The following is a 25102-nucleotide window of genomic DNA, read 5'->3' on the forward strand; positions in this document are numbered from 1 at the left end:
CAGCGTCCGGCGTGCCGCACACCTCGACGGCTCGAGACAAGGTCGTACGGTCGCGGGCCCATCGGTGCCGTCGCGTCAGCGAACCCCCTCCGCCCTCAGTTCGCGGGCCCACGCGGACGCGTGCTTCGTCAGCACGCCGGCGATCCGCTCCAGCTCACCGGGGTACGACGCGACCTCGGCGGGCATGGACACGCTGAGGGCGTCGGTGGCGGGGATCCGGTAGGGCACGACGGTGGCGATGCAGACCACGCCGACCGTTCCCTGTTCCCGTTCGAGGGACCATCCGCGGTTGCGCACCTCGCCGAGTTCGGTGACGAGGTCGTCGATGTCGACGATGGTGTTCTCGGTGAATCGTTCGAGCTTTGCGGGAAGCATCTGCCGGACCTCGCTGGTGGTCAGTTCCGCGAGCAGTGCCTGCCCGAGTGCGGTGACGTGGCACGGCAGTTTGCGGCCGACGCGATGCATGCGCCGCACCTCGACCTTCGATCCGCGGCTGGCGAGGTAGATGACGCTGGCCTCGTCGCGCCGCGCGAAGTGGACGGTGTGGCTGACTTCCGCCCGGAGTGCCTCGAGTACCGCTGCCGCCCGCGAGACGACCGAATCCTTGTCGAGGTAGGACGTGCCGGCGAGTAGCGCATGGGTGCCGATGCCGTAGCGCGAACCCGACTCGTCGGCCTCGATCCACCGCAGATCCTTGAGCGTGCGCAGGAGGGCGTGCAGACTCGAGCGCGGATATTTGCACGCCTCCTGCAGCTCGCCGAGGCTCATTCGCTTCGGCGACGCGGCGAGCGTCTCGAGGATGTGGATGGTGCGTTCGGCAGACTTGACCGGTTGGGTTTCCGGGGCTGCCCCACGCGTGTCTTCTGTCACCATGAAGACACTATCTCTCATTCTGAACGCGATATCACCTACTGACGCATGTTCGGTGTCGGCAACGCGGCGCACTCAGTACTCCGCCACGAGGTTGGCTGCGATGTACTCGAGATCGATGTCCTCGCCGAGGCCCGGTCTCTGCGGCATCGCCACGATCCCGTTCTCGTCGATGGGGTCGACGATGGACTTCAGGTGCGGCGGCACCCAGTCGTAATCGACGTGCGGGTGCAGCAGACCGCGCTCGTACCACTGGACGTTGTTGGCGGCCCCGACGAGCGCGAGGTTGGGGGCGCCGTTGCCGTGGATCTCGCACTCGAGACCGAAACCCTCGGCCATGTGCATCGTCTTCAGCGCCGGTGTGATGCCACCGCCGTTCATGGCCCCGACTCGCAGGATGTCGCACGCGTCGTTCGCAATCCAGTCGGCACGAGACTTGTGCCGCCCCGGCGTCGTCTCGGGTCCGATCACCGGGGTGTCGATCTGGTCGGCGAGCCACCGGTACGAGCGCAGCGAGAACTCGTCCATCGGCTCCTCGAACCACTCGAACTTCAGCCGGTCCAGTTCGCGCCCGAGTTTCAGAGCGTCGGTGCGCGAGTACCAGTGGTATCCGTCGAGCATCAGCGGGAAGTCCTCGCCGACGGCATCGCGGACCGCGGCACACGCGTCGATGTCCCGGGTCAGATTCGGGGAGCCCGGCAGCGGAGGCATCCAGGTGTGCAGCTTGATGCCCTGGTAGCCACGCCTCTTCAGTGCGACAGCGAAGTTCGCGTAGTCCTCCGGCGTGGCGAGGCCGCCGTCGATGTCGTCACCGCACATGGTGCTGGCATACGCCTTGACCTCGGAGCGCGCGCCGCCGAGCAGCTTCCACACCGGGGTGTCGAACCTGTTGCCCGCGAGGTCCCACAGCGCCTGGTCCAGGTAGCTGCAGGTGTGCTCGGGAAGCTCGACGGCCCGGGTGCGCTGACGAATCGCCAATTTCTTGTCCATCGCTTCGCGTGCCAGCGGATCGGTGCCGATCAGGACGGGCCGGAAATGCTGCTCGACCTGATCCTGCCGAAGGTAGTTCGGCTTGCCCAGAACGTAGCCGCTGACGCCGTCGGAGTCGGTGATCCGCAGGAGCGCCTGCGTCGCCGGCACGGATGGCCCGGGATGGCGATGACCGTACGAGTCGACCGAGGTGCGTGCCTCGGTCTTGAAAACCTGCACGGCGACTTCTGTGATCACGCTGGACATGATGATTCGCTTCCTGTTCGAAATCTGCTATTTACCCTGGCGGGCGACGTACTTGGCCATGGAGTGATCGAGCTTCTCGGCGAAGTCGTCGGCGAAGTCCTGCGCGCTGAGCTGCCCGATGAGCACTTTCTGCCACTGGCCGAGCATCTGCACCTGAACGATCTTGCCGAAGTCGGGCAGGTAGTCCGGCGGTGTGACCAGCACGGTCTTCGGGTCGTCCAGCGCCGCGAGCGCGGCCTGCACCGACGGCATGCTCGCGAATTCGGGTGCCGAGCGGGCAGCCTTGTTGACCGGGATCTGTCCGACGTGCTCGTTCCAATACGCCTGCGATTCCTGGGACGTCATGAACTCGAGGAACTTCCACGACGCGGCCTGATGCTGGCTGCTCTTGAACACCGTGTACGACGGGAACGGGTCCGTCATGACGGTGCGCTTTCCGTCCTCGTTACGCGGCAGCGCCACGGCTCCGACCTTGTCGCCGAGCGCCTTCTCGTGGTTGCTCAACGAGCCGAGGTTGTGCTGCATCATGGCAACCGATCCGCCGCCGAAGCTCGCGACCATCTGCGGGAAGCCGTTGTTGACGTCCGCGGTCGGCGTCTCGACGTCGTAGAGCGCCGCGAAACGTTCGATGGCGTCGACCATCTCGGGGCGATTCAGCGTCGACTCGCCGTCCTCGAAGAAGCTCTCGATACCGGTGCTGGCGAACATGTACTGCAGCAGAGGGTAGATCGATCCGGCGCCGCCGCGAATGGTGAATCCGTAACGGCCGGCGTCCTTGTCGGTGAGAGTCCGTGCCGCCTCGTAGAACTCGTCGTACGTGTCCGGAGGTTCGATGCCGGCCTCGGCGAACCAGTCGGCGCGGTACCAGAGGGTGGCGTTGTTGCTGGTGTACGGGAGACCGTACAGATGCTCGCCGCCGCCGGATTCACGCGCCGACTCGAGAATTCCGGCGTCGTACTCGTCGCGTTGGGGTGAGGCCGCCATGAAGTCGTCGAGTGAGATGACGGCGTCCTGGGCGACGAGCGGGGCGAGGTAGGCCGTGGAGACGATGCCGAGATCGGGCGCGGAACCGCCGGCGAGCGCGGTCTGGTACTTCTGCTGTGCGCTGTCCGACGGCAGGCCCACGTACTGGATGTCGATGCCGGGGTTGGCGGCCTCGAACCGCCGGATGAGTTCCTCGTACAGCGGAGTGCGGTCCGGCCCGGCGTTGTTGTCCCAGAAGGTCAGCTGGGCATTGTTCGGGTCGCCGAGGGCCCCGTCGGGCAGGGACGTTTCGGAACTGCAGGAGGCGAGCACGAGCGTGGCCGCCGCACCGATCAGGGTGGACCGCAGGAGGGTTCGCCGGTTCATGTGGATCCTCTTTTCGAAAGTCATGATCAGCCCTTGACCGCGCCGGCGCTCAGGCCCTGGACGAGGTACTTCTGGATGACGGCGAAGACGGCGACGACCGGCACCGCGGCGATCAGACCGCCGGCGGCGAGAACCCCGAAATCGACGTTGTAGGAGCCGATGGTGTAGCTGAGTCCGACCGGCAGAGTGAACTTCTCCTGGCTGCTGATGAACATCAGGCCGAACAGGAAATTGTTCCAGCTGCCGATGAAGGCGAACGATCCGACGGCGATCAGGCCGGGTCGCAGCAGCGGCAGCATGATGATGCGGAACGCCCGCAATCGTGAGCAGCCGTCGACCATCGCGGCCTCTTCCAGTTCGACCGGGATCTGCGCGATGAACCCTGCCATCAGCATGGCGGCCAGCGGAAGCTGGAACACGGTGTCGGCGATGATGAGGCCGGTCAGGTTGTTGACGAGGTTCATCTCGCGGAACACCTGGAACAGGGGGATGAGCAGCATGGCGCCGGGCACGAACTGGCTGCAGAGCAGCGCCATCACCAAAGGGAGCTTGGCTCGGAACTTGAAGCGGGCCAGCGCATATCCGGTGGCCAGCGCGACGAAGGTGGTGAGGACGAGCGACAGTGCGGCAACGATGAGGCTGTTCTTGAAGAAGAAGCTGAAGCCGAGGGTGTTCCACACGGTGTCGAAGTGCTCGAACGTGAGGGGCCAGGGGAGCATCGAATTCGATCCCGCGGGCCGGAACGCGAACACGATCATCCAGTAGAACGGGACGAGAGTGAACGTCAGGTACAGCGCGAGCGGCAGCCCGACACTGAACATGCGCGGCTTCTTCTTGTGAATCCGCAGCTTCCCGGTCGTGTCCGGCTCGGGCAGCGCAACGGTGGGACGATCGGTGGTGGTGGTCACGACGGTCAAACCTTCTCACTGTTGAACTTGCTCAGGCGCAAGTAGAGGATCGAGCAGAACAGCAGGATCACGAATGCGACCGTGGTGAGTGCCGAGCCGTATCCGAAGTCCTGGGCAGTGGTGGCGAGCTGTGAGACGTACAGCGGCAGTGTCGTGGTGACGTCGGCCGGACCGCCCGCGGTGAGGGTGTACAGCAGATCGACGTTGTTGAACTCCCACACGCCGCGCAGCAGCGTCGACAGGATGATGACGGCCTTCAGGTGCGGCAGGGTGACGAAGCGGAACCGCTGCCAGCGGTTGGCGCCGTCCACGTTGGCCGCCTCGTACAGGTCCTTGGGGGCGCTCTGCAGCTCGGCCAGGATGAGAATGGCGAAGAACGGCACACCGCGCCACAGTTCGGCGACGCCCGTCGCCCAGAACGCGGTGTCCGGATCTGCGATGGGAGCGGCGGTGCCGTCGCCGATTCCCATGTTTCCGAGCAGCTTGAAGAGGCCGGTCGAGGGGTTGTAGATCAGCAGCCAGATGCCGGTGGTGAGGACGCCGGACACCGCCCAGGGTGAGAACACCAGGGCGCGTGCCAGGCCGCGGCCCCGGAACACCTCGTTGACCAGCAGGGCCAGCCCGAGGCCGAGGATCAGCTGGAAGACGACCTGAAATCCCACCCACTTCGCGGTGGTGACCAGGCTGGTCCAGAACAGGGAGTCGGCGAACATCAGCCGGAAGTTGTCGAGGCCGGCGAAGCCGTTGTCCCACGGCGTCGTCGGGTTGTAGTACTGCAGGCTGTAATAGAAGACACTGCCGACCGGGTAGAAGATGAAGACGGCCAGCAGGATGACCACCGGTGCGATCAGGATGTACGGGGCAGAGGCTCTGCGCCAGGCCGGTCTGCGACGAGTGCGACCGGGAGAGGCCGGCGCCGCCGGCGCGGACTGCCCTCCCGGCCTGGAGGAGATGGTGGTGACCATGGTGCACGCTCCGAAGTTCGGTGCCGGTCGCGCCGGCGGGTCAGGGGATTGTGGCTACTGCTGCTGAGGCGAGATCACGGGGGTGGCGCGTCAGCGCGAAAGGTGATGGGAACGATGCGGCCTCCGGCCTGCCTGAGGTTCCCCGATGTGCGTAAGGGGTTCCGTGGGCGGCGTCTGCGCGTACCGGTTCATGTATGTGAACTCACGCTCTCTATGTGAATTGTCGAACTCACTATGACGGCAGTCACAAGGTCTGTCAAGAGTGATCGGCTAGACGGTACGGAGGATCCATTCGGCGGCCGCGGCCTGCATGTCGGCCGAAAAGCGGTGCCCGCCCGAGAACCACTGCGTCGTCAGCGAATACGACCCGTCGTACGCCCCGCGCAGCACGGTCTCGGCGTCACGCATCCCCTGCCGGCTGAAATGGGAATCGTCCAGCGCGAACTGAACCAGGAGCGGCCGCGGCGCGGTGCTCGCGGCGACCTCGGGCCAGTCGCACACCGCCGGCAGGCCCGGAGTGATCATCAGCCACGTCGTATCGTCCGCGTTACCGTTCGCGACATCCGCGAACGTGCTCATCATCGCGGTGATCACCCCTGCTCGCAGGCGTGTCGAACATGCCAGCAGGTGTGCGACGCGAGCGCCGCCGCCCGAGAATCCTGCTGCGGCGACCCTGTTCGGATCGACGCCTTCGGTCGTCAGGAGGACGTTCAGCGCCCGAAGATCCTCGGCCACAACCTTGCCGGCGAGCGAGGTGCCTGCCAGGACCGCTGCTTTCGCGAGGCCGTGTTCGTGCTCGCGGGCCGCCGCCTCGTACCGGCGCCGACGAATCTCGGGGGTGTCCCGCCCGGGCGGGAATGCGGCGAAGCCCGCTGCTGCGGCACGGTCCGGTAAGTCCGGCCACGGAACTCGTCGGCTACCCCAGGGGAACACGTCGTGGACGAGCACGACGAAACCCGCCTCCACCAGTCCTGTTGCGACCGCCATGCCCCCGTAGCCGCGTGTACGGAGTTCGGTGATGCCCGGTGCGAGACCGTCGGGGCCGTCGGCCACCTTCTCCTTGCCGTAGAACTTGACGCCGTCGTGCCCGTGCATCAGCAGGACGGCGGGGCGATCGGCGCCCGCGTGGGCGGGGCGCAGGAGCCAGCCTGCGGTGTCCGGACCGCCGTCACCGGCCGCCCAGGTGAGTTCACGACCGGCGACACCGTGTCGAATCCACGATCTGCCGTACCTCACGTCGGGTGTGCTCGCCGCCTGTTCGTCCGTCACGCCGAGGACGTCGCGAACGGCGTCGCGACGTTCGGTCGCCGCGGTCGATCGTGGACAGTGGGACGAAAAGTGTGTTCCCATGTGTGAACTCCGTCTTGTCTATCGAACTCTGTACTAGAACCGTTGAGGGGAACCGCATGTCCGGAAGAACAGTCGATCGCATCGTCGCGCACGCCTATCCGTGGGACGTGCTCGGTGATCCGCGCTTCGTCGACCGAGCCCGCACGCTGGGGGTTTCCGAGATCTCGCTCGCCGCGAGCTATCACTCGACCCGCGCCGCAACTCCGCTGCACCCGGCCCACAAGGTGGTCGATGCGCATCACGCTGCGCTGTACCGCCCCATCCGGCCTTCTGCGTGGGACGGTCACACGGTCACGGCCAGAACGACGACCTGGGCCGGATCCGAGGATGCGTTCGCCGATGCGGCGCGGATCCTGACCGGCGCGGGTATTCGTGTGAACGCATGGATCGTGCTGTCCCACAGCACTGTTCTGGGGCACGCGCATCCCGACGTCACCGTCGTCAACTGCTTCGGCGACCGCTACCCCTACGCGCTGGCGCCCGGGCACCCGGACATCGTCCGCTACGCCCGTACCCTCGCGGCGGAGGCGGTGCGCGGCCTCGACCTGCACGGTGTGTCGATCGAGGCATGCGGACAGCTGGGGATCGCCCACGTCGGCCCGCACGAGAAGACCGATGGCGCATTTCCGGGCATCGGCGACACGGTGATGTCGATCAGCTGCACCGAACGCGAACGCGCACTGTGGGCGGAGCGGGACGTCGATCCGGACAAGATGATCGCGAAGCTGCGCTCCGGGGTGGATGCGCTGTCCGCGGGAACGCTCGCTCCGGAGGCGGCGATCACCGACATCCTCGGCGACGCGGAGGCCGAGGCCGTGCTGTCCGTGCGCCAGGCGGACGCCGACGCTCTCCGGGGTGCTGTGCTCGATGCCGTCCGGGCCGAGATGCCGTCTGCCCGCGTCACGCTGCACGGCCATCCGAACCCCTGGAAGACGGGGCCGTCGCCGGCACTGACGCCTGCTGCTCCGGGAGACGTCGACGCCGTGCTCGTCTCGGCGTGGCCGGGGACGGCGGAAACCGTCGCCGTCACAGAGGCGACCCGGGCGATCGTCGGTGATGCCGTCGACGTCGGCGCCTATGTGTCGGTGCTGCCGCCGAAGAATCTCGACGACGTCGGCAGCCACGTCGCGGCCACGGTTGCGGCCGGGGCGAACGAGCTGCACCTCTACCACCTCGGGTTGGTCAACAAGGTGCAGCTCGACGCGTTGGGCCGCATCATCCGCGACTTCTCGGTCTGACGCGTGCGAGGTGGGCGCCCCGGGCGCCCACCTCGGGCCGTCAGCGCATCCGTTGTCCGAGCGGGTGGTCGCAGAACGCGCCGCCGACACGCTGGAGGATCGGGTCGTCGAACGTCCATTCGTGATCGGCAAGGAACTCGTCGGCGAACACCTCTGCGTCGTCCTGAGGTTCGTACCCGATGGCTGCACCCTCTGCTGCGGACCACCAGCTTCGGGTGTTCCGCGAGATGCCCCATACGGTGTGAAATCCCTTGGCGGAGTCGGACAGTGCAGCCTCGATCAGGCGAGCGGTGTCGGCCGGTGACATCCAGGACGCGAGGCCGCGGTAGTTGGGCGGCCGGTCGAAGCTCGAGCCGATGCGCAGGTTGACGACGTCGATGCCGAAGCGATCGTGGTACAGCCGGCCGAGCGCCTCGACTGCAGCCTTGCTCCAGCCGTAGAACCCGTCCGGACGGGGCGGGACGTCACCGGGCAGCGGATTCGGGCCGGCTTCCACGTGCGTCCAGAAGCCGACGGCGTGGTTGCTCGACGCTGCGATCACGCGCGTCACGCCGTGTGCGACGGCGGCCTCGAACACCGCCTGGGTGCCGTCGACGTTGACGGACAGGATGTTCTCCCACGAGTCCTCGGTGCTGAGTCCGCCCAGGTGAAGTACTGCGTCGACGCCCTCCACTGCAGCGGCTACGGCTGCGCGGTCGGTGACCGAACCCTGGACATACTCCTCGTGTTCGGGGTCGATGTCGGTGATGTCGGCGATGTCGAACAGACGCAGCGTGCGGCCGGGCTTGCGGAGCAGGGGGCGCAGCATCTTGCCCATGTTTCCGGCGGCGCCGGTGATCAGCAGACGCGAGGCGGTGTCGGTCATGTCTTCTCGTACCTCTCTGGGAGTGACTCTTGTAATGCACATCACGGTAGTACATACTTCGAAACGAAGTCACTATCTTGACGAAGATTCACGTATGTGAACAAATCGGCTACTTCACACCCCCACTCGGATCGTCCGGCACGTTCCTGCCGGTGAAGGGATCTCCCACCATCATGGCAACAGTCGCATTCCACGGCGTCACCAAATTGTTCCCCGGCGGCGACAAGGCCGCGGTCGATCACCTGGACCTCGATATCGAGGACGGCGAGTTCCTCGTCCTCGTCGGACCGTCCGGTTGCGGCAAGTCGACGTCCCTGCGCATGCTCGCGGGACTCGAAGACGTGGACCGGGGCACGATCGCCATCGGCGGCAGCGATGTCACCGACTTCCAGCCGAAGGACCGTGACATCGCCATGGTCTTCCAGAACTACGCCCTCTACCCGCACATGACGGTGGGCGAGAACATGGGCTTCGGTCTCCGCATCGCCGGCGAGGACAAGGCGGAGATCAAACGACGCGTCCAGGACGCGGCCAAGATCCTCGACCTCACCAAATTTCTCGACCGCAAACCCAAGGCCCTGTCCGGTGGCCAGCGGCAGCGAGTGGCCATGGGGCGCGCCATCGTTCGCAAGCCGCAGGTGTTCCTGATGGACGAGCCGCTGTCCAACCTCGACGCCAAACTGCGCGTGCAGACCCGTGCGCAGATCTCGGCGCTGCAGCGTCGTCTCGCCACCACCACCGTCTACGTGACGCACGATCAGGTCGAGGCCATGACGATGGGCGACCGCGTCGCCGTCCTGAAAGACGGCGTGCTCCAACAGTGCGACACTCCGCGCCGCATGTACGAGCACCCGAACAACGTCTTCGTCGCCGGATTCATCGGCTCGCCCGCGATGAACCTGCTCGAACTTCCCCTCGTCGACGGCGGTGTCAGCTTCGGCGGCTCCGTGGTCCCCGTTCCGCGTGGTGCGATTGCCGGTATCGGTGAAAGTTCGGTCACGCTCGGGGTGCGTCCGGAGGATCTCGTGATCACCACGGGGAGCGGACTCGACGTCACCATCGACGTCGTCGAAGAGCTTGGCGCCGACGCGTACGTGTACGGCCAGGCCGACATCCACGGGCGCAGGCAGCCCATCGTCGTGCGCGCCGACGGTCGCATCCCACCGAAGCGCGGAGAGGTGATCGCGCTGTCCTACGCGGCAGAACGCACGCACCTGTTCTCCACCGTCACCGGTGAACGACTCGTCGACTAGCAGCGATCCCGTTCCCCGACGTACACCCGACCGCAGAATCATCAAGGAGCAACCATGCTTGACGGAGTTCTCTTCTTTCCTGTCACCCCGTTCGACGGCAACGGCGACGTCGATCTACCCGCGCTGGCGCAGCACATCGAATCCGGCGTCGAGGCCGGACCCGGTGGAGTGTTCGCCGCGTGCGGCACCGGTGAGTTCCACGCACTGTCCGCGGCCGAGTTCCGGACCGTGGTGGAGACGGTGGTCACGGCCACGAGGGGCCGGGTCCCCGTCTTCGCCGGCGCCGGTGGAGCCCTCCCCGTTGCGAAGGAATTCGCCGCCATCGCCGAAGAGGCGGGGGCGGACGGCATCCTGCTCCTGCCGCCCTACCTCGTCGGCGCGCCTGCCCAGGGTCTCGTGGAGTACGTGACGCAGGTGTCGGAGGCGAGCGACCTTCCGGTCATCGTGTACCACCGCGCGAACGGCCAATTCACCGAGCAGAGTGCCCTCGCGGTCGCTCGACTGCCGAAGGTCGTCGGGTTCAAGGACGGCGTCGGTGATCTCGACCTGACATCACGCATCGTGCGCACTCTGCGTGATTCACTCGGCGACAAAGAATTTCAGTTCTTCAACGGACTCCCTACCGCCGAGGTGTCGCAGCAGGCGTACCGGAGCATCGGCGTGACACTGTACTCGTCGGCGACGTTCGCATTCGCCCCGGACGTGTCGCTCGCCTACTACCGGGCGCTCGAGGAGAACGACACCGAGTTGGTCGATTCGCTCAACCGCGAGTTCTTCCACCCGCTGGTCCGGCTCCGCGACACCACCCCCGGATACGCGGTCGCCCTGGTGAAGGCGGGCGTGACGTTCACCGGCCTCGACGCCGGCTCGGTGCGAGCGCCGCTCGTCGACGCCAGCGCCGAGCACCGGTACGAACTGGAGCAGATCGTGGCAGCCGGGCGGAAGGTGCTGGCGCAGTAGCGCCTTCGATCGAACCGGTCCGCTAGTCGGCTGCGGCCACGAGAGGCTCGAGCGTGAGGTCGGGCAGCTCCTTCTGGATGTACTGCAGCCGCCACTTGTCGCTGACGAGAGCCAGCATCACGCCGTCCGAGCGGGTGAACACCTCGACACCGCGCTGACGGTTCAGTTCGTCGGCCGACTCGGCGTCCGTGCGCCGCGCCAACGCGTAGCCCAGCGGTTCCATCCGGGCCTCGACGTTGAACTCGGCCTTCATCCGCGCCGCGACCACCTCGAACTGCATCGGTCCGACCGCGGCCATGACGGGTGAGGCGTCGCCGCGGAGGTCGTTGCGGAGGATCTGCACGACACCCTCGGAGTCGAGCTGATCCACGGCCCGCCGGAACTGCTTGTACTTGCCGGCGCTCTCGGCCCGCAGGATGGAGAAGTGCTCGGGCGCGAACGACGGGATCGGCGGGAACTCCACCTTCTTCTCGAAGAACAGGGTGTGGCCGGGGGCGAGTGCGGTGGCGTTCACGAGCCCGACCACGTCGCCGGGGTACGCCGATTCGACCGTCGAACGTTCACGGCCGAACACGGTCTGCGCGTACTTCGTCGTGAACGGCTTGCCGGTCTGGGCGTGGGTGACCACCATGCCGCGCTCGAACACGCCCGACACGATCCGCATGAACGCCAGGCGGTCGCGGTGGGCGGTGTCCATGCCGGCCTGGACCTTGAAGACGACCGCGCTGAACGGGTCGGTGACCTCGCGCGGTGTGCCGTCGAGGTCGTCCCGGGCGCGCGGCGGCGGCGCCAGCTCGACGAGGGTGTCGAGGATCTGCCGGACACCGAAGTTGAGCATCGCCGACGCGAAGATGACCGGCGACGTCTGGCCGCCGAGGAACAGCTCCTGGTCGTGGTCCTGACCGGTGGCCGACAGCAGCTCGCTCTCCTCGGCGGCGGTCTCCCACTCGGAGCCCTCCTTCGCGAGGGCGGCGTCGGCGTCCATGACCTCTTCGGGGGCGATCTTCGCGCCACCCGCGGTCCGGGTGAACCGGATGTACTCGCGGGGGGCACCGTCCTCGCCGCGGCGCAGCAGTCCCCGGAAGTCGCCGGCGATACCGACGGGCCAGTACAGGGGAGTGGGGGTGAGGCCGATGCGCTCCTGGATCTCGTCGAGAAGCTCGAGAGGCGTCTGGCCGGGGCGGTCCCACTTGTTGATGACGGTGATCACCGGGATTCCGCGGTGACGGCACACCTGGAACAGCTTCAGCGTCTGCGGTTCGAGGCCCTTCGCGGCATCGATCAGCATGACGGCGGCGTCGACCGCGGTCAGCACGCGGTACGTGTCCTCGGAGAAGTCGGAGTGGCCGGGAGTGTCGACCAGGTTGATCACGTTGTCGACGGGTTCGTCCGCCGACGCCTCGGTGGAGCGGTAGTTGAACTGCAGAGCCGTGGAGCTGACCGAGATACCGCGGGCCTTCTCCATCTCCATCCAGTCCGACACCGTCGACTTGCGGCCGGCTTTGCCGTGGACCGCGCCCGCTTCGGAGATGACCTTCGCGTGGAGCGCGAGAGCCTCCGTCAGCGTCGACTTACCGGCGTCGGGATGCGAGATCACGGCGAACGTGCGGCGACGCGACGCCTCCGCGCGGACACCCTTCTCGGATTTCCCTTCCGGTGAGGCGGATGCCTCGGATTTCACCTCCGGTGAAGCGGACGTGGCGTCGGACGCCGCCTCGGCTGGAATGGTGTCGGCCGAGTCGGACGGGGTAGTCAACGAAGAACCTCTCGGGGGACGTGATGCGTGCAGGAAGGCCGTGCGGCCGCATACCAGGTTACTCGGGTGCCGAACGCGAACTCGCAGCACAGTCACATCCAGGGAGGAGTAACGATCGGAGGCCGGTGGGGGATTTATATGGGTGAGTCGTCGGGGCGCTCCGGAGTTCACCGTTTCTGCGTTCGGACACCCGTATGTGCAGGAGGAAGACTGTGAGCAAGTTCACCGACGAGATGTACGCGACCGCGGCGAGCAGCACCCGTGGCCTCAACACAGGTGAGCCCGACGCGCCGCTTCGGCAGCCGTGGGGCGAGATCCACAAGGCCGCGCGGCGCATGGCGGGCGCACTGGCCGCGGCGGGAATCGGCCACGGCGACGCCATCGGCATCCTCGCCGGTCAGCCCGTCGACATCGCACCTTCCTGCCAGGGCACCTGGATGCGCGGCGCGTCCGTCACGATGCTGCACCAGCCGACACCGCGCACCGACCTCGCTGTGTGGGCGAAGGACACCGAGACCGTCATCAACATGATTCAAGCGAAGGCCGTCATCCTCGGTGCGCCGTTCGACGCCGCCAAGCCGCTGCTGGAGGAGCGCGGCATCCCGGTGGTGACGGTGGCCGAGCTGAACGAGGGCACGGAGATCGACCCGATCGAGACGTTCGAGAGCGACATCGCGCTGCAGCAGCTCACGTCCGGTTCCACCGGTTCGCCCAAGGCCGTGCAGATCACGCACGAGAACTTCTACACCAATGCCTACGCCATGATCGACCGCATCAAGTTCTCCATCGAGGACGACGTGATGATCAGCTGGCTGCCCCTGTTCCACGACATGGGGATGGTCGGGTTCCTGAGCGTGCCGATGCAGGTCGGCGCGGAGGTCGTGAGCATCACCCCGATGGACTTCCTCCGGACGCCGCTGCTGTGGGCGGAACTGATGGGCAAGTACAAGGGCACGGTGACAGCCGCCCCCAACTTCGCGTACTCGCTGCTCGCCCGCCGCCTCAAGCAGGCTGAGGACGGCGCTGTCGACCTCAGCACCGTCCGGTACATGTGGAACGGCGCCGAGCCGGTCGACCCCGAGACGATGAACAAGCTCGCCGAGGCGGGTGCCCGGTTCGGCCTGAACCCGTCCGCTCTCGCCCCCGTCTACGGCATGGCCGAGACCACCCTCGCCGTCTCCATCCCGGATCCGGATCAGGGCCAGGTCCTCGACCTCGTCGACCCGGATCTCCTCGAGGCGATGCAGCGTGCCGTCCCGTCCAGCAAACCGAATGCGCGCGCCCTCGCCACGCTCGGGAAGATGGTGCCCAACCTCGAGGGCCGTGTCGTCGACAGCGACGGTGAACTGCTCCCGACGCGCGGCGTCGGCATCATCGAGGTACGCGGCAAGGCGGTCACGCCCGGCTACATCACGCTCGACGGACACAAGCCGGCGCAGGACGCGGACGGCTGGCTCAACACCGGCGACGTCGGCTACTTCACCGAAGAGGGCCTCGTCGTCGTGTGCGGTCGTGTCAAGGACGTCATCATCATGGGTGGCCGCAACATCTACCCGACGGACATCGAGCGGGCCGCGGGCACCGTCGCCGGAGTGCGCCCCGGCAACGCGGTGGCGGTGCGCCTCGACGCCGGGCAGAAGCGGGAAAGTTTCGCCGTCGCGGTGGAGACCAACGACTACCAGGACCCCGAAGTGGTCAAGCGCATCGAGCACGAGGTCGTGCACGCCGTGTTCTCCGAGGTCGGTGTGCGGCCCCGCACCGTCGCGGTCCTCGGTCCCGGCAGCATCCCCAAGACGTCGTCGGGCAAACTCCGCCGCGGCACGTCGGCGAACCTGGTTCACTAGGCCCTCCGGGCCCGTGCGTGGTTGGAGAGTCCAGAGGCTCGTCAACCACGCACGAGCGCGAAGCGCCTAGTGCAGGCGGTTCTGTGCGGCCTCGAGCCCCACGCGCAGGACCAGTTCGACGGCGTCGGCCGCCTCCTCGCAGACGAGGTCGAGTTCCTTGCGTTCCACCGAGGAGAACGGCTTCAGCACGTACGACGCCGGATCCATCCGTCCCGGCGGACGACCGATCCCGACGCGGGTGCGCAGATAGTCCTTGGTGCCGAGCGACTGCGAGATCGACCGCAGTCCGTTGTGCCCGCCCTCGCCGCCGCCCTGCTTGAGGCGAACGGTCCCGAAGTCGAGGTCGAGCTCGTCGTGGATCACCACGATGTTGCCCGGGTCGACGGAGAAGAAGCGGGCGAGCCCGGCCACGGCGCCGCCGGACAGATTCATGAACGACCGCGGTTTGGCGAGGATTGTCGGACGGCCTTCGAGTCGTCCCTGGACGATCTCGGCGCCGCTCTTCTTGTGCGCGCTGAACTTGCCACCCATGCGAGCGGACAGCACGCCGGCCACCATGAAGCCGACGTTGTGCCGGGTCTTCTCGTACTGCGGTCCGGGGTTGCCCAGGCCCACCACCAGAGCGGTGTCTTCACTCACCGACAGGGTCCTTCCATACGTGACAGGGTCGTGTCAGACGACAGCGGCGCGTCACCCCGGACAATCCGGGACGACGCGCCGCCGACATCAGTGCGGTTGCGAGAGGATCAGCTCTCGGCGCCCTCTTCGGCCGGAGCCTCGGCGGGCTCGGCCGCGGCTTCGCCGGTCTCCTCTTCGAGGTCGGCAGCGGTCGGGGCTGCGACGACGTTGACGATGAGCAGTTCTTCGTCGGCCTGCAGGGTGGAACCCTTGGGCAGCTCGAGCTGGTTGGCCAGGATCTGGGTGCCGACCTCGAGGCCCTCGACCGAGACCTCGATCTGCTCGGGGATGTGCAGCGCGTCCGCTTCGAGGGAGATGGTGGCGGCGTCCTGCGCGACAAGGGTGCCGGAAGCGGCCTCACCGGTGACGACGACGTGAACGTCGACGGTGACCTTCTCGCCCTTCTTGATGACGAGGAGGTCGGCGTGCTCGATGTAGTTGCGGATCGGGTGAACCACGACCGACTTGGTGAGCGCGACCTGCTCCTTGCCCTCGATGTCGAGGGTCAGGATGGCGTTGGTGCCGTGCGCGCGCAGGATTGCGGCGAAGTCGCGGGAGGGGACGTTCAGGTGGCGGGGGTCCTCACCGTGGCCGTACAGGACTGCGGGGACCTGGCCGTCGCGGCGCGCGCGGCGGGCGGCGCCCTTGCCGAACTCGGTGCGCACGGCGGCTACGAGGCGATTTTCGTCAGACATGGTGAAACGGCTCCTACAACTCACGGTGGTAACTGGCGGGCGGTTCGAGTCGGCGAGGGACGAACACGCGACGGCCAGGAGCGAAACGCTCGAGCAGAGCCGTCGCCGCGTCGATCACGGTGAGCCAGTCAATGGGAACTTCTGGTTCACCCTCGCCGAGACAACTTATGGAACTCTACCGGATGGCCCGCTGACCTGCTAATCGGGTGCCCTGTGGCGGCGGTCCGCCGCCGAGGCGCGGCGTGCGATGGCGGATAGTGGTGTGGCTCACAACGGCGCGGGTAGCCTCGCCCTTGTGAGCACTGAACGTCCTACCGCCGACCGGCTGACCGCAGTGGCCACCGGAGTGGACCTGCCACGACATGCGCGGCTCCTCAGCCGGGTGCACGACGCCGTGTTGTCCGGTCAGCAGCCGCCGGCGTTGCCGCGGGACGTGGTGGCGCGGTCGTGGTCCCGTCTGCAGGCGGGCGGGGTGAGCCCGGACCACTGCGCGGACGTGGAACCGGCCGATTACTCCGAGGTCGAGGCGCGCCGCACCCGCACGGCCCTGCGCACGGTGCTCCCGGAACTGCGCAACACACTGACGCAGGTCGCGGACGACGCGAATTTCATCGTGGTCATCGCCGACGCCGACGGTGTCCTGTTGTGGCGGGAAGGGTCCCGCGGGGTTCGGAAAGCGGCCGACGCCCTGGGTTTCACGGAGGGGGCACGCTGGGCGGAGCAGGCAGTCGGTACCAACGCGATCGGCACGGCGCTGATCGAAGATGCTGCGGTGCAGCTGTTCTCGGCCGAGCATTATGCGCCTTCGCATCACGGCTGGTCGTGTACCGGGTCGCCGGTGCACGATCCCCGGACCGGCGAGATCCTCGGGGTCGTCGACATCAGCGGGTCGGCGATGTCGATCCACCCGACCACGGTGGCGCTCGTCCGCACCGCGGTGCGCCTGGCCGAGGCCACGCTGTGGCGTGAGCACGCGGCGCAACTGGACAAACTGCGTGGGCGGGCGGCGCCGTTGCTCGCGTCGGCGGGCGGACCTGCTCTGGTCGTCGACAAGCACGGCTGGGTTGCGGAGGCGAGCGGAATCGCGGCGCCCGAGCGCGTCGCGCCGCCGAGCCTCGACAAGCCGCTGCTCGTCCCGGGGCTCGGGCTGTGTGTGCCCGAACCGCTCGGCGACGGCTGGCTGGTGCGCCGAAAGGTCGAGGGAGCGGCCATCGAACTGGAACTCGACCTCGGGGACACCCCGCACGTGACGGTCCGGGGCGACGTCAACTGGACGCGGGCCCTCTCTCCGCGGCATGCTCAGATCCTGCGGGTGCTGTCGGTGGCGGGGCCTGCGGGCGTCGACGCCGGCTCGCTCAGCGAATCACTGTTCGGGGACCGGGATCATGTGGTGGCGGTCCGCGCCGAGATATCGCGTCTGCGCAAGAGTCTCGGCGCGGTCCTGAGCACCCAGCCCTACCGGTTCGCGCCCGGTGTGACGGTCCGGCTCGTCGGGTAGTCCCGGTCAGGCCTGCTTCGCGGCACTGATGCCGGCGCGGCGGCCGTAGAAGCTGCCGTCGCCGAGGGACGTGCCGCTGGCGTAGCCGCCCGCGCAGACACCCGACGTGCAGCGCCCCGCCGCGAAGAGGCCGGGGATCGGTTCGCCGGACACGTGCAGCACTTCGGAATCGATGGTGGTGCGCAGGCCACCGAGAGTGAAGCCGAGGGTGAAGCCGCGCAGGTCGAGGGCCGCGACGGGTGAGCCGATCGGCTTCACCCACTCGGACTTCTTGTGCAGCAGCGGGTCCGCGCCCTCGGCCGCGTGCTTGTTGTACACCTCGACGGTCGACTGAAGCGCACCGGCGGGCAGTCCCATGTCGGACTCGAGTTCCTCGACGGTCTCGGCCACCCATTTCGGCTGCACCCGCAGGAACGGGGTGGCCGTGGTGGCGGCCGCCCCCTCCTCGTACGCTGCTTCGTCGATGACGAGGAACGCCTGGTTGTCCTGGTGGAACAGCGTCATCTGGCCGATCCGCCCGGAGTACGTGTCTTCCGGAACGTAGCGCTGGCCCCGCCCGTTGACGAGGATTCCGCGCACGATCAGCTGGGGATCGCAGACGAAGGCCACCTCCGTGGCGTCCATGTGCGCGAGGTCGGCGCCGAGCGCCTGCGCCATGAGGATCGACCGGCCGTCGTGCTCCTCGATCGCGGCGCCGGGCCGGCCGATGAGTCGCGGCGCATGGGCCTGGATCATCGTGTCGTTGTACGCGAAGCTGCCGGTGGCGAGGACGACGCCCCGGCGCGCCCGGACGACCACCTCCTTGCCGTACTGCTTGGCGAGGATCCCGACGACGCGCCCCGTGTCGTCGGTGATCAGCGTCTGGACCCGCATGTCGTATTCGGCTCGGACACCGAGCTTTTCGGCGGTCTCGACGAGCGGCTTCATGAGCATGTAGCCGCCGCCCTTCTCGCCGGTCCTCTTGCCGTCCATCTGCGGGACGTGCCCGCGGGGGGCGGGAGTGGCGATCTCGTTGAAGGGGGCCGCGTTCTCGCCGCCGGAGTACATGAGGCCGTCGTCGAACGGCGGCTCCCAGCCGGGTTCGGCCCAGAAGCTCTCCTTGAACGGAACGCCGCAGTCGACGAGCCAGTTGTAGTGCTCGACGCTGCCCTCGCAGTAGTCGGTGATCTTCTCCTCGTCGGCACCCGGGCCCAGCGCCGCCATCATGAACGTCTTCATGTTCTCGGGGGTGTCCTCGAAGCCGCACGCCTTCTGCAGGGGCGTGCCACCGCCGAGGTAGATGAATCCGCCCGCGAGTGCGGCGGCGCCGCCCCACCCGCTGGTGCGCTCGAGGACCAGGACGTCGGCGCCGGCTCGCGCCGCCTCGATGGCGGCGGACACACCGGCGATGCCGTAGCCGGCGACCACGACATCGGCCTCGTAGTCCCACTCGGCTACTTCTGCTGCGGACCGGGGGCGGATCGGTGTGGCATCGGCCATGGGGAATGTCCTCTCGGGCGGTCACAGGCGCAGTGTGACGTGGGTAACTCCCAGACTGTAACCTGTTACAAAACGGTGCCCGGAGCATCTCCCAGTCAGTGGGACGTCGTTTCCGGGAGGGCCGTGGGTGCCCGATTACTCCCGCAGGTCCGTGACGCCGGTGAGTTCGTAGTGCAGCGTCTTCGTGCGTAGCAGCCGGTGCGCGAGATGAACCCCGATCCGTTGCACCACGGGGAATCTCTTGTCGATCAGGGCACCGGCGGCCTGTGCCTCCGGGCCGGACAGCAGTCGCGCCCGGGCCTTCGCCTGCACACCCGTCGGCTTGCCCGCCCACGTGCACGGACGGATGCGGACCTCGGGAAAGTTGCGCAGCCGCTTGTTCTTGGACGCCCGGCCCGGGGTGCGGAAGTACGCCCGATCGCCGTCCACGACGAGGTTGACCGGAGTGTCCACCCACGAGCCGTCACGCTTGCGCGTCTGCAGTTGCACGACCTTCTCCGCGGCGAAGCGCGGCAACGCCGGTGATCCCTGGTCCGTCATGGCGCAGTCCTGGTGCTCGGGGGATTTCCAGCGTACTGCGCTACCTCGCGAGTGTCCGCACCTCGGCGAGGAACCGGTCTAGGTCGTCCGGGGAGCAGAAGTAGTGCGGCGACGCCCGCACCACGGCGTCCAGTCCGCGGGCGCTCATGTCCAGCAGGGTCGATCCGCGCAGACTGGCGGTGACGGTGACGTCGCTGGCGGCCAGGCGTTTCCGGACGTCGCCGGGATCGAGGCCGTCGACGGTGAACGACACGATTCCGCAGCGGCGGGCTCCGAGGTCGCGGACGGTGACGCCGGGGATTGCGGTGAGCCCCGAGCGGAGGTGCTCGGCCCCGTTCAGGACGGCCGCCTCGACTTCGTCCACGCCGAGTTCGAGGAGATAGTCGGCCGCGACACCGAGTCCGAGGCGCGCGGCGACGTCGCATTCCCAGAACTCGAACCGGCTCGCGTCGGTCGCGAGCCGGTACGCGTCGGCCGCGGTCCACTGGGCGCTGTGCAGGTCGAGGGCGGCTGGCTCGAGGGTTGCGGCCAGCTCCGGCCGGACGTACAGGAAGCCGGTGCCCCGCGGCGCGCGGAGCCACTTGCGGCCGGTGGCGGAGAGGGCGTCGACGCCCAGCTCTCCCACGTCGAGGGCGATCTGACCCACGGACTGGCACGCGTCGAGTAGCACCAGCGCCCCGTGCGCGTGTGCCAGCTCCGTCACCTCGCGGACCGGGTTGACCAGACCGCCGTTGGTGGGCACGTGCACGAGGGACACGAGGCGGACCCGGTCGTCGAGGAGTGTCGCGAGCGCGGCGACGTCGATCTGCCCCGCGGGGTCGCTGGGGATCACGTCGACCGTCGCGCCCACGGCCCGGGCGCGCTGCAGGACGGCGATCGCGTTACTGGCGTACTCGACCTCCGAGATCAGCACCCGGTCGCCGGACCGGAGTGGGACGGCGTGGAAGAAGTCGTTCCAGGCGGTGGTGGCGCTGTCGACGAGCGCGATGCTGTCGGCGCCCGCCCCGATCAGCCGGCCGAGGGACGACTTCACGGCCGCGAGGTCCTCGGCCCGTTCGGCGGCCGCGACGTAACCGCCGACGTCGGCCTCCCGGTGCAAGTGCGCGAACACGGCATCGAGGACCGGGGTCGGTGCGAGCGAGGAGCCCGCGCTGTCCAGGAACACCTTGTCGAGGCAGCCCGGGGTGTCCCGTCGCGCCTGCTCGAGGTCGAGCATGTCCGATACCTCCGATTTCGCAGTGACTGGACTCGAACGTACCTGTGAAGGTTCCTCGAAAAGTATGCCGATGGGGCGTGCATCGACGGCCGAGGCGCTCTAATGTCGATAACGACGTTCAGGCGGCGCCCGAAGGGGAGGGTCGAATGGCTACTGCAGTTCAGTCCGTCGAAGCAACGTGTCTCACGTCGCGGCCGGCGGCGGAGGCGTACCTGGGTGGTGTGTGCTTCAAACTGGGGCCACCCCAGCTGATCGGCGCGGAATTGGAGTGGCTGACCGCGCAACCGCCGGAACACATGCGCCCCGATCTCGCCGCTCTCGCCGAAGCTCTCGGGCCGCACACTCCCCGAACCATCGATCCCTCTTCCCCAGCTCAGCCCCTTCCCGGTGGCAGCGCCGTCACGGTCGAACCCGGCGGACAGATCGAACTGTCCAGCGCTCCTTACCGCTCCGCACGCGAATTGTGCGACTATCTCGCCGCCGATCAGGCGGTTCTCGCGGACCTCTTGTCGTCCCGCTCGATCTTCATGTCTTCCGAGGCCGCGGACACGCGCAGGCCCGCGCAACGAGTCCTCCAGTCGCCGCGATACTGCGCCATGGAATCCCGCTTCGTCGGGATCGGGCCCTTCGGGAAGCTCATGATGTGCAATACCGCCGCAACGCAGATCAGTGTGGACGCCGGGACCGATCCGGCCGCGGTGGAGAAGCGCTGGAATCTGCTGCACGCCATCGGCCCCGCGTTGATCGCGGCGTTCGCGTGTTCGCCCCGGCTCCATGGGGTGCCCGACGGGCAGTGGGCGTCGCAGCGGATGCGCACGTGGCTCGAACTGGATTCGCCGCGCACCACCGGAACCCCGCACGCTGCCGACTATCCGGGCTGGGTGCTGGATGTGCCGCTGCTGTGCATCCGCAACGAGGGAACGGACTGGACGGCGCCCGACGGAGCGACGTTCGCGGACTGGGTCGACGGGGCGCTCGACGACGTGATCGGACGACCGACGGCCGCGGACCTCGACTATCACCTCACCACCGTGTTCCCGCCCGTTCGCGCCGCCGGTCATCTGGAGGTGCGCTACCTCGACGCGCAACCCGGCGATCAGTGGCGGGTGCCGATCGCGGCGATCGACGCGCTGCTGTCGGGTCCGGGGGCCATGGCCGAGGCCCTCGCCGCGGCGCTGCCCACCGCCGAACGCTGGCAGGACGCGGCGGAGTTCGGTCTGGCCGACCTCGAACTGCGTGCTGCGGCAACAGCTCTGCTGTCGCTGGCGGCGTCGTACTCGCCCGACCCCGAGTTCGTGAGACTGCTCGACACCGCCGCCGAACGATGTTGCCGGGGCCAGGCCCCGAGCGAGGAACGCTGATGGGTACCCGCGAGAAGATCGAGACCGTGCTGACCCGGGCGCGCGAGCGCACCGCCGGACTGACGGACTGTGTGGACGGGGAGGACCTCGTCGCGCAGCATTCCCCGTTGATGAGCCCGCTCGTGTGGGATCTCGCGCATATCGGCAATCAGGAAGAGTTGTGGCTCGTCCGCGACGTCGGCGGCCGCGAACCCGTCCGCCGGGACATCGACGAGTTGTACGACGCATTCAAGCATTCGAGGAATTCCCGGCCCACGCTGCCGCTGCTGAATCCGGACGAGGCCAGGGCATACGTACGTACGGTTCGCGACAAGGCGTGGGACGTTCTCGACGGCAGCACCTTCCGGGGCCGGCCGCTCGAGGAGAACGGATTCGCGTTCGGCATGATCGCCCAGCACGAGCAGCAGCACGCCGAAACGATGCTCGCCACCCACCAACTTCGTTCCGGCGCAGCAGTGCTGACCGCGGAGACCGCGCCGCGCATCGGTGGCGTGATCGCCGAGGACGAAGTGATCATTCCCGCCGGGGAGTTCACGATGGGAACCTCGGACGATCCGTGGGCGCTCGACAACGAACGGTCCGCACATTCCGTCCACCTTCCCGCATTCGTCATCGACTCCGTCCCCGTGACCAACGGCCGGTACCTCGAGTTCGTCGAGGACGGCGGCTACGCGCGTCCCGAACTGTGGAGTGAGCGGGGATGGGCACACCGCGTCGAGGCGGGGCTGGAGGCGCCCCAGTTCTGGGAGAACGACGGCTGCGGAACCTGGTGGCACCGAAGGTTCGGGGTCACCGAGCCGATCCACCTGCAGGAACCGGTGGTGCACGTCTGCTTCTTCGAAGCCGAGGCGTTCGCACGCTGGGACGGCAAGCGACTGCCGACGGAAGCCGAATGGGAGAAGACGGCACGATGGGATCCGTTCACGGGACGGTCGCGCCGATTCCCCTGGGGTGACGACGAACCCGACACGTCCCGAGCCAATCTCGGGCAGCGTCACCTCGGTCCCGCCGTGGTCGGGGCGTATCCGTCGGGCGCCTCCCCGCTCGGCGTCCACCAGCTGATCGGCGACGTGTGGGAGTGGACGTCATCGCCCCTCGAGCCCTACCCGCGTTTCGCGGCGTTCCCGTACCGCGAATACTCGGAGGTGTTCTACGGCGGCGACTACCGCGTGCTGCGCGGCGGTTCGTTCGGCACCGACCCGGTGGCGTGCCGGGGGACGTTCCGCAACTGGGACCATCCGATCCGTCGGCAGATCTTCTCCGGATTCCGCTGTGCCCGGGACCTTCCGGGAGACGACTGCTGAGATGTGCCGACACCTGGGTTATCTGGGACCGGAACACTCAGTGGGCGCCCTCGTCAGCCGCGGCGAGAACTCGCTGCTGCGCCAGTCGTACGCGCCGCGCGACATGCGGGGCGGCGGAACGATCAACGCCGACGGATTCGGCGTGGGGTGGTGGGGGCCGGACGGATTCTCCCGGTACCGCAGCGCTCAGCCGCTCTGGTCCGATCCCGTCGTGCGAGAGACGTTGCCGAACATCCGCTCCGGGTCCGTGGTGGCCGCCGCGCGCTCGGCCACGGTCGGGATGCCCGTGCAGCACACGGCATGTGCGCCGTTCTCCGACGAGACCTGGGCGTTCAGCCACAACGGGGTGGTACGCGGATGGCCCGAGTCCCTCGGCAGGCTGGCCGCCGACCTGCCCGCCGCCGATCTCCTGCAGCTGGAGGCGCCGACCGACTCGGCCGCGTTGTGGCTGCTGCTGCGCCGTGCCCTCGGGGAGCAGGACCCGGAGAAGGCGATGAGCACACTCGTCCGTGCTGTCGATGCCGCCGCCCCGAACTCGCGATTGAATCTGCTGCTGGGCAATGGCAGTGAACTGTGGGCCACCACCTGGCACCACTCGCTGTCGGCGCTCGTCGACGACGAGCGGGCAATCGTGATGTCGGAACCCTACGACGACGACCCGGCGTGGCAGTCGATTCCGGACCGTCACTTCGTCAGCGCTCGCCCCGGACACCTGATCGTCACCCCGCTCGAGATGGGAGCACAATGACCACCACACCGACGCTCGAGGTGTACCTGCAGCCCGAACAGTTGAGGGCAGCTCTGCGCAAGGATGCCACCGTCGGGCTCACGTCGAACCCGAAGTGGCTGCCTCCCAAGTACTTCTACGACGCTCGCGGAAGCGAGTTGTTCGAGGAGATCACGGCGTTACCCGAATACTTCCCGACGCGCACGGAACGGGAACTGCTCCGGCGCTATTCGGGGGAGATCGCCGAGGTCGCGGCGCCGGAGATCCTCGTGGAACTCGGCTCCGGGTCGTCGGAGAAGACGCGGCTCCTGCTCGACGCGGGCACCCGGCACGGGACCCTCCATACGTACGTACCGCAGGACGTGTCGGTGTCGGCGCTCGAGGGTGCGGCCGAGCAGATCGGTGTGGAGTTCCCGAGTCTGACCGTTCGCGGTGTCGTCAGCGACTTCACGGAGTCGCTGCACCATCTGCCACGCGGCGGCCGCCGCACCATCGCGTTCCTCGGTGGCACGCTCGGCAACATGGTGCCCGCCGAGCGGGCGGAGTTCCTCTCCGGGATCGCCGACGTCCTCGAGTCGGGGGAGCATCTGCTCCTCGGCGTCGGACTGGTCACCGATCCCGCCGTCCTCGTACCTGCCTACGACGACGCGGCCGGGGTGACCGCCGAGTTCAACCTGAACGTGCTGCGGGTACTCAACACGCAGCTGGAGGCCGACTTCCCGCTGGACGAGTTCCGGCACGTCGCGCTGTGGGACGCCGACAACGAGTGGATCGAGATGCGCCTCGAAGCCGGGCGGGCGATGTCGGTCCGCGTGGGCGAATTGGATCTGGACGTCGAGTTCGCCGCAGGCGAGCAGCTACGGACGGAGATCTCGGCCAAGTTCACCCTCGACGGCATCCGAGGGGAGTTGGCGGAAGCGGGATTCGGCGTCGACCGCACCTGGAGCGATCCCGACGCGCGTTTCGCGCTGGTGTGCGCCGCGCGGAGCTGACCGACAAGATCAACTTC

Annotated in this window: 22 protein-coding genes; 9 read left to right on the forward strand and 13 right to left on the reverse strand. The window is 67.7% G+C overall.

Annotated elements, in window-relative coordinates; translation table 11 throughout:
* Positions 1-75: 75 nt before the first annotated feature.
* The 6 genes from RJ1_RS11760 to RJ1_RS11785 all read right to left on the reverse strand — a co-directional run bounded on the left by RJ1_RS11760 (position 76) and on the right by RJ1_RS11785 (position 6679).
* Entirely contained in the window at positions 76-873 is a 798-nt protein-coding gene (locus tag RJ1_RS11760; protein ID WP_073360095.1) for an IclR family transcriptional regulator, read from the reverse strand.
* A 72-nt stretch (positions 874-945) separates the two neighbouring features.
* A complete protein-coding gene (locus RJ1_RS11765; protein ID WP_073360096.1) occupies positions 946-2106 on the reverse strand; it encodes an enolase C-terminal domain-like protein in 1161 nt (386 codons plus the stop codon).
* A 27-nt stretch (positions 2107-2133) separates the two neighbouring features.
* A complete protein-coding gene (locus RJ1_RS11770) occupies positions 2134-3456 on the reverse strand; it encodes an ABC transporter substrate-binding protein (RefSeq protein ID WP_073360097.1) in 1323 nt (440 codons plus the stop codon).
* 26 nt (positions 3457-3482) lie between these two features.
* Complete coding sequence (locus tag RJ1_RS11775) at positions 3483-4364, reverse strand: carbohydrate ABC transporter permease (protein ID WP_073360186.1); 882 nt, start codon at positions 4362-4364, stop codon at positions 3483-3485.
* A 5-nt stretch (positions 4365-4369) separates the two neighbouring features.
* Positions 4370-5329: a carbohydrate ABC transporter permease gene (locus RJ1_RS11780; RefSeq protein WP_073360098.1), complete on the reverse strand. Its 960-nt coding sequence runs from the start codon at positions 5327-5329 to the stop codon at positions 4370-4372.
* Positions 5330-5599: 270 nt separating this feature from the next.
* Entirely contained in the window at positions 5600-6679 is a 1080-nt protein-coding gene (locus RJ1_RS11785; RefSeq protein ID WP_073360099.1) for a hypothetical protein, read from the reverse strand.
* 56 nt (positions 6680-6735) lie between these two features.
* Here RJ1_RS11785 and RJ1_RS11790 point away from each other — a divergent pair, with 56 nt between their 5' ends.
* Positions 6736-7917 carry a hypothetical protein gene (locus tag RJ1_RS11790; RefSeq protein WP_073360100.1) on the forward strand — a complete coding sequence of 394 codons (1182 nt, stop codon included), beginning with the start codon at positions 6736-6738 and terminating at the stop codon, positions 7915-7917.
* Between the two features lie 40 nt (positions 7918-7957).
* On the opposite strand, the gene RJ1_RS11795 is transcribed toward RJ1_RS11790, so the two are convergent.
* A complete protein-coding gene (locus RJ1_RS11795) occupies positions 7958-8782 on the reverse strand; it encodes an NAD-dependent epimerase/dehydratase family protein (RefSeq protein ID WP_073360101.1) in 825 nt (274 codons plus the stop codon).
* A gap of 173 nt (positions 8783-8955) precedes the next feature.
* Here RJ1_RS11795 and RJ1_RS11800 point away from each other — a divergent pair, with 173 nt between their 5' ends.
* Both RJ1_RS11800 and RJ1_RS11805 read left to right on the forward strand, forming a co-directional pair.
* Entirely contained in the window at positions 8956-10035 is a 1080-nt protein-coding gene (locus tag RJ1_RS11800; protein WP_073360188.1) for an ABC transporter ATP-binding protein, read from the forward strand.
* A gap of 54 nt (positions 10036-10089) precedes the next feature.
* Positions 10090-10995, forward strand: a complete 906-nt coding sequence (locus RJ1_RS11805; protein WP_073360102.1) for a 5-dehydro-4-deoxyglucarate dehydratase — start codon at positions 10090-10092, stop codon at positions 10993-10995.
* A gap of 22 nt (positions 10996-11017) precedes the next feature.
* On the opposite strand, the gene RJ1_RS11810 is transcribed toward RJ1_RS11805, so the two are convergent.
* The gene (locus RJ1_RS11810; protein ID WP_073360103.1) at positions 11018-12751 is read right to left on the reverse strand and encodes a peptide chain release factor 3; all 1734 of its coding nucleotides are present in this window, start codon (positions 12749-12751) and stop codon (positions 11018-11020) included.
* A gap of 212 nt (positions 12752-12963) precedes the next feature.
* On the opposite strand from RJ1_RS11810, the gene RJ1_RS11815 reads away from it, so the two are divergent.
* Positions 12964-14595, forward strand: a complete 1632-nt coding sequence (locus tag RJ1_RS11815; protein WP_073360104.1) for a fatty acyl-AMP ligase — start codon at positions 12964-12966, stop codon at positions 14593-14595.
* A gap of 66 nt (positions 14596-14661) precedes the next feature.
* On the opposite strand, the gene pth is transcribed toward RJ1_RS11815, so the two are convergent.
* Positions 14662-15234, reverse strand: a complete 573-nt coding sequence (pth, locus tag RJ1_RS11820) for an aminoacyl-tRNA hydrolase (protein WP_073360105.1) — start codon at positions 15232-15234, stop codon at positions 14662-14664.
* 107 nt (positions 15235-15341) lie between these two features.
* Positions 15342-15968, reverse strand: coding sequence for a 50S ribosomal protein L25/general stress protein Ctc (locus RJ1_RS11825; protein ID WP_073360106.1), 627 nt, complete (start codon positions 15966-15968; stop codon positions 15342-15344).
* A gap of 247 nt (positions 15969-16215) precedes the next feature.
* On the opposite strand from RJ1_RS11825, the gene RJ1_RS11835 reads away from it, so the two are divergent.
* Entirely contained in the window at positions 16216-17466 is a 1251-nt protein-coding gene (locus RJ1_RS11835; RefSeq protein ID WP_073360108.1) for a GAF domain-containing protein, read from the forward strand.
* A 6-nt stretch (positions 17467-17472) separates the two neighbouring features.
* Here RJ1_RS11835 and RJ1_RS11840 read toward each other — a convergent pair whose 3' ends face one another.
* From RJ1_RS11840 to RJ1_RS11850, 3 genes are all read right to left on the reverse strand, one after another.
* The gene (locus RJ1_RS11840; protein ID WP_073360109.1) at positions 17473-18945 is read right to left on the reverse strand and encodes an FAD-dependent oxidoreductase; all 1473 of its coding nucleotides are present in this window, start codon (positions 18943-18945) and stop codon (positions 17473-17475) included.
* Between the two features lie 135 nt (positions 18946-19080).
* Positions 19081-19485: a PPOX class F420-dependent oxidoreductase gene (locus tag RJ1_RS11845; RefSeq protein WP_073360110.1), complete on the reverse strand. Its 405-nt coding sequence runs from the start codon at positions 19483-19485 to the stop codon at positions 19081-19083.
* 40 nt (positions 19486-19525) lie between these two features.
* Complete coding sequence (locus tag RJ1_RS11850) at positions 19526-20701, reverse strand: aminotransferase class V-fold PLP-dependent enzyme (RefSeq protein WP_073360111.1); 1176 nt, start codon at positions 20699-20701, stop codon at positions 19526-19528.
* 146 nt (positions 20702-20847) lie between these two features.
* Here RJ1_RS11850 and egtA point away from each other — a divergent pair, with 146 nt between their 5' ends.
* The 4 genes from egtA to egtD are packed head-to-tail and all read left to right on the forward strand — an operon-like array spanning position 20848 to position 25085.
* A complete protein-coding gene (egtA, locus tag RJ1_RS11855; protein WP_073360112.1) occupies positions 20848-22062 on the forward strand; it encodes an ergothioneine biosynthesis glutamate--cysteine ligase EgtA in 1215 nt (404 codons plus the stop codon).
* Complete coding sequence (egtB, locus tag RJ1_RS11860; protein ID WP_073360113.1) at positions 22062-23366, forward strand: ergothioneine biosynthesis protein EgtB; 1305 nt, start codon at positions 22062-22064, stop codon at positions 23364-23366. Before egtA ends, egtB begins: the two co-directional genes overlap by 1 nt.
* Position 23367: 1 nt before the next feature.
* Positions 23368-24114, forward strand: coding sequence for an ergothioneine biosynthesis protein EgtC (egtC, locus tag RJ1_RS11865; RefSeq protein ID WP_073360114.1), 747 nt, complete (start codon positions 23368-23370; stop codon positions 24112-24114).
* Entirely contained in the window at positions 24111-25085 is a 975-nt protein-coding gene (egtD, locus tag RJ1_RS11870; RefSeq protein WP_073360115.1) for an L-histidine N(alpha)-methyltransferase, read from the forward strand. The genes egtC and egtD overlap by 4 nt, the downstream gene beginning before the upstream one ends.
* Positions 25086-25102 lie beyond the last annotated feature (17 nt).

It is taken from the genome of Rhodococcus jostii NBRC 16295, from assembly GCF_001894825.1.
In the GTDB taxonomy this organism is placed as follows: Bacteria; Actinomycetota; Actinomycetes; order Mycobacteriales; family Mycobacteriaceae; genus Rhodococcus_F; species Rhodococcus_F jostii.

Coding starts and splice junctions, on each gene's coding strand:
- RJ1_RS11850 (WP_073360111.1), bottom strand. CDS start 20,701: ATGCTCGACCTCGAGCAGGCGCGACGGGACACCCCGGGCTGCCTCGAC.
- egtA (WP_073360112.1), top strand. CDS start 20,848: ATGGCTACTGCAGTTCAGTCCGTCGAAGCAACGTGTCTCACGTCGCGG.
- egtD (WP_073360115.1), top strand. CDS start 24,111: ATGACCACCACACCGACGCTCGAGGTGTACCTGCAGCCCGAACAGTTG.
- RJ1_RS11800 (WP_073360188.1), top strand. CDS start 8,956: ATGGCAACAGTCGCATTCCACGGCGTCACCAAATTGTTCCCCGGCGGC.
- RJ1_RS11805 (WP_073360102.1), top strand. CDS start 10,090: ATGCTTGACGGAGTTCTCTTCTTTCCTGTCACCCCGTTCGACGGCAAC.
- RJ1_RS11780 (WP_073360098.1), bottom strand. CDS start 5,329: ATGGTCACCACCATCTCCTCCAGGCCGGGAGGGCAGTCCGCGCCGGCG.
- RJ1_RS11840 (WP_073360109.1), bottom strand. CDS start 18,945: ATGGCCGATGCCACACCGATCCGCCCCCGGTCCGCAGCAGAAGTAGCC.
- egtB (WP_073360113.1), top strand. CDS start 22,062: ATGGGTACCCGCGAGAAGATCGAGACCGTGCTGACCCGGGCGCGCGAG.
- RJ1_RS11845 (WP_073360110.1), bottom strand. CDS start 19,485: ATGACGGACCAGGGATCACCGGCGTTGCCGCGCTTCGCCGCGGAGAAG.
- RJ1_RS11770 (WP_073360097.1), bottom strand. CDS start 3,456: ATGAACCGGCGAACCCTCCTGCGGTCCACCCTGATCGGTGCGGCGGCC.
- RJ1_RS11785 (WP_073360099.1), bottom strand. CDS start 6,679: ATGGGAACACACTTTTCGTCCCACTGTCCACGATCGACCGCGGCGACC.
- RJ1_RS11835 (WP_073360108.1), top strand. CDS start 16,216: ATGGCGGATAGTGGTGTGGCTCACAACGGCGCGGGTAGCCTCGCCCTT.
- RJ1_RS11765 (WP_073360096.1), bottom strand. CDS start 2,106: ATGTCCAGCGTGATCACAGAAGTCGCCGTGCAGGTTTTCAAGACCGAG.
- RJ1_RS11795 (WP_073360101.1), bottom strand. CDS start 8,782: ATGACCGACACCGCCTCGCGTCTGCTGATCACCGGCGCCGCCGGAAAC.
- RJ1_RS11825 (WP_073360106.1), bottom strand. CDS start 15,968: ATGTCTGACGAAAATCGCCTCGTAGCCGCCGTGCGCACCGAGTTCGGC.
- RJ1_RS11760 (WP_073360095.1), bottom strand. CDS start 873: ATGGTGACAGAAGACACGCGTGGGGCAGCCCCGGAAACCCAACCGGTC.
- RJ1_RS11790 (WP_073360100.1), top strand. CDS start 6,736: ATGTCCGGAAGAACAGTCGATCGCATCGTCGCGCACGCCTATCCGTGG.
- egtC (WP_073360114.1), top strand. CDS start 23,368: ATGTGCCGACACCTGGGTTATCTGGGACCGGAACACTCAGTGGGCGCC.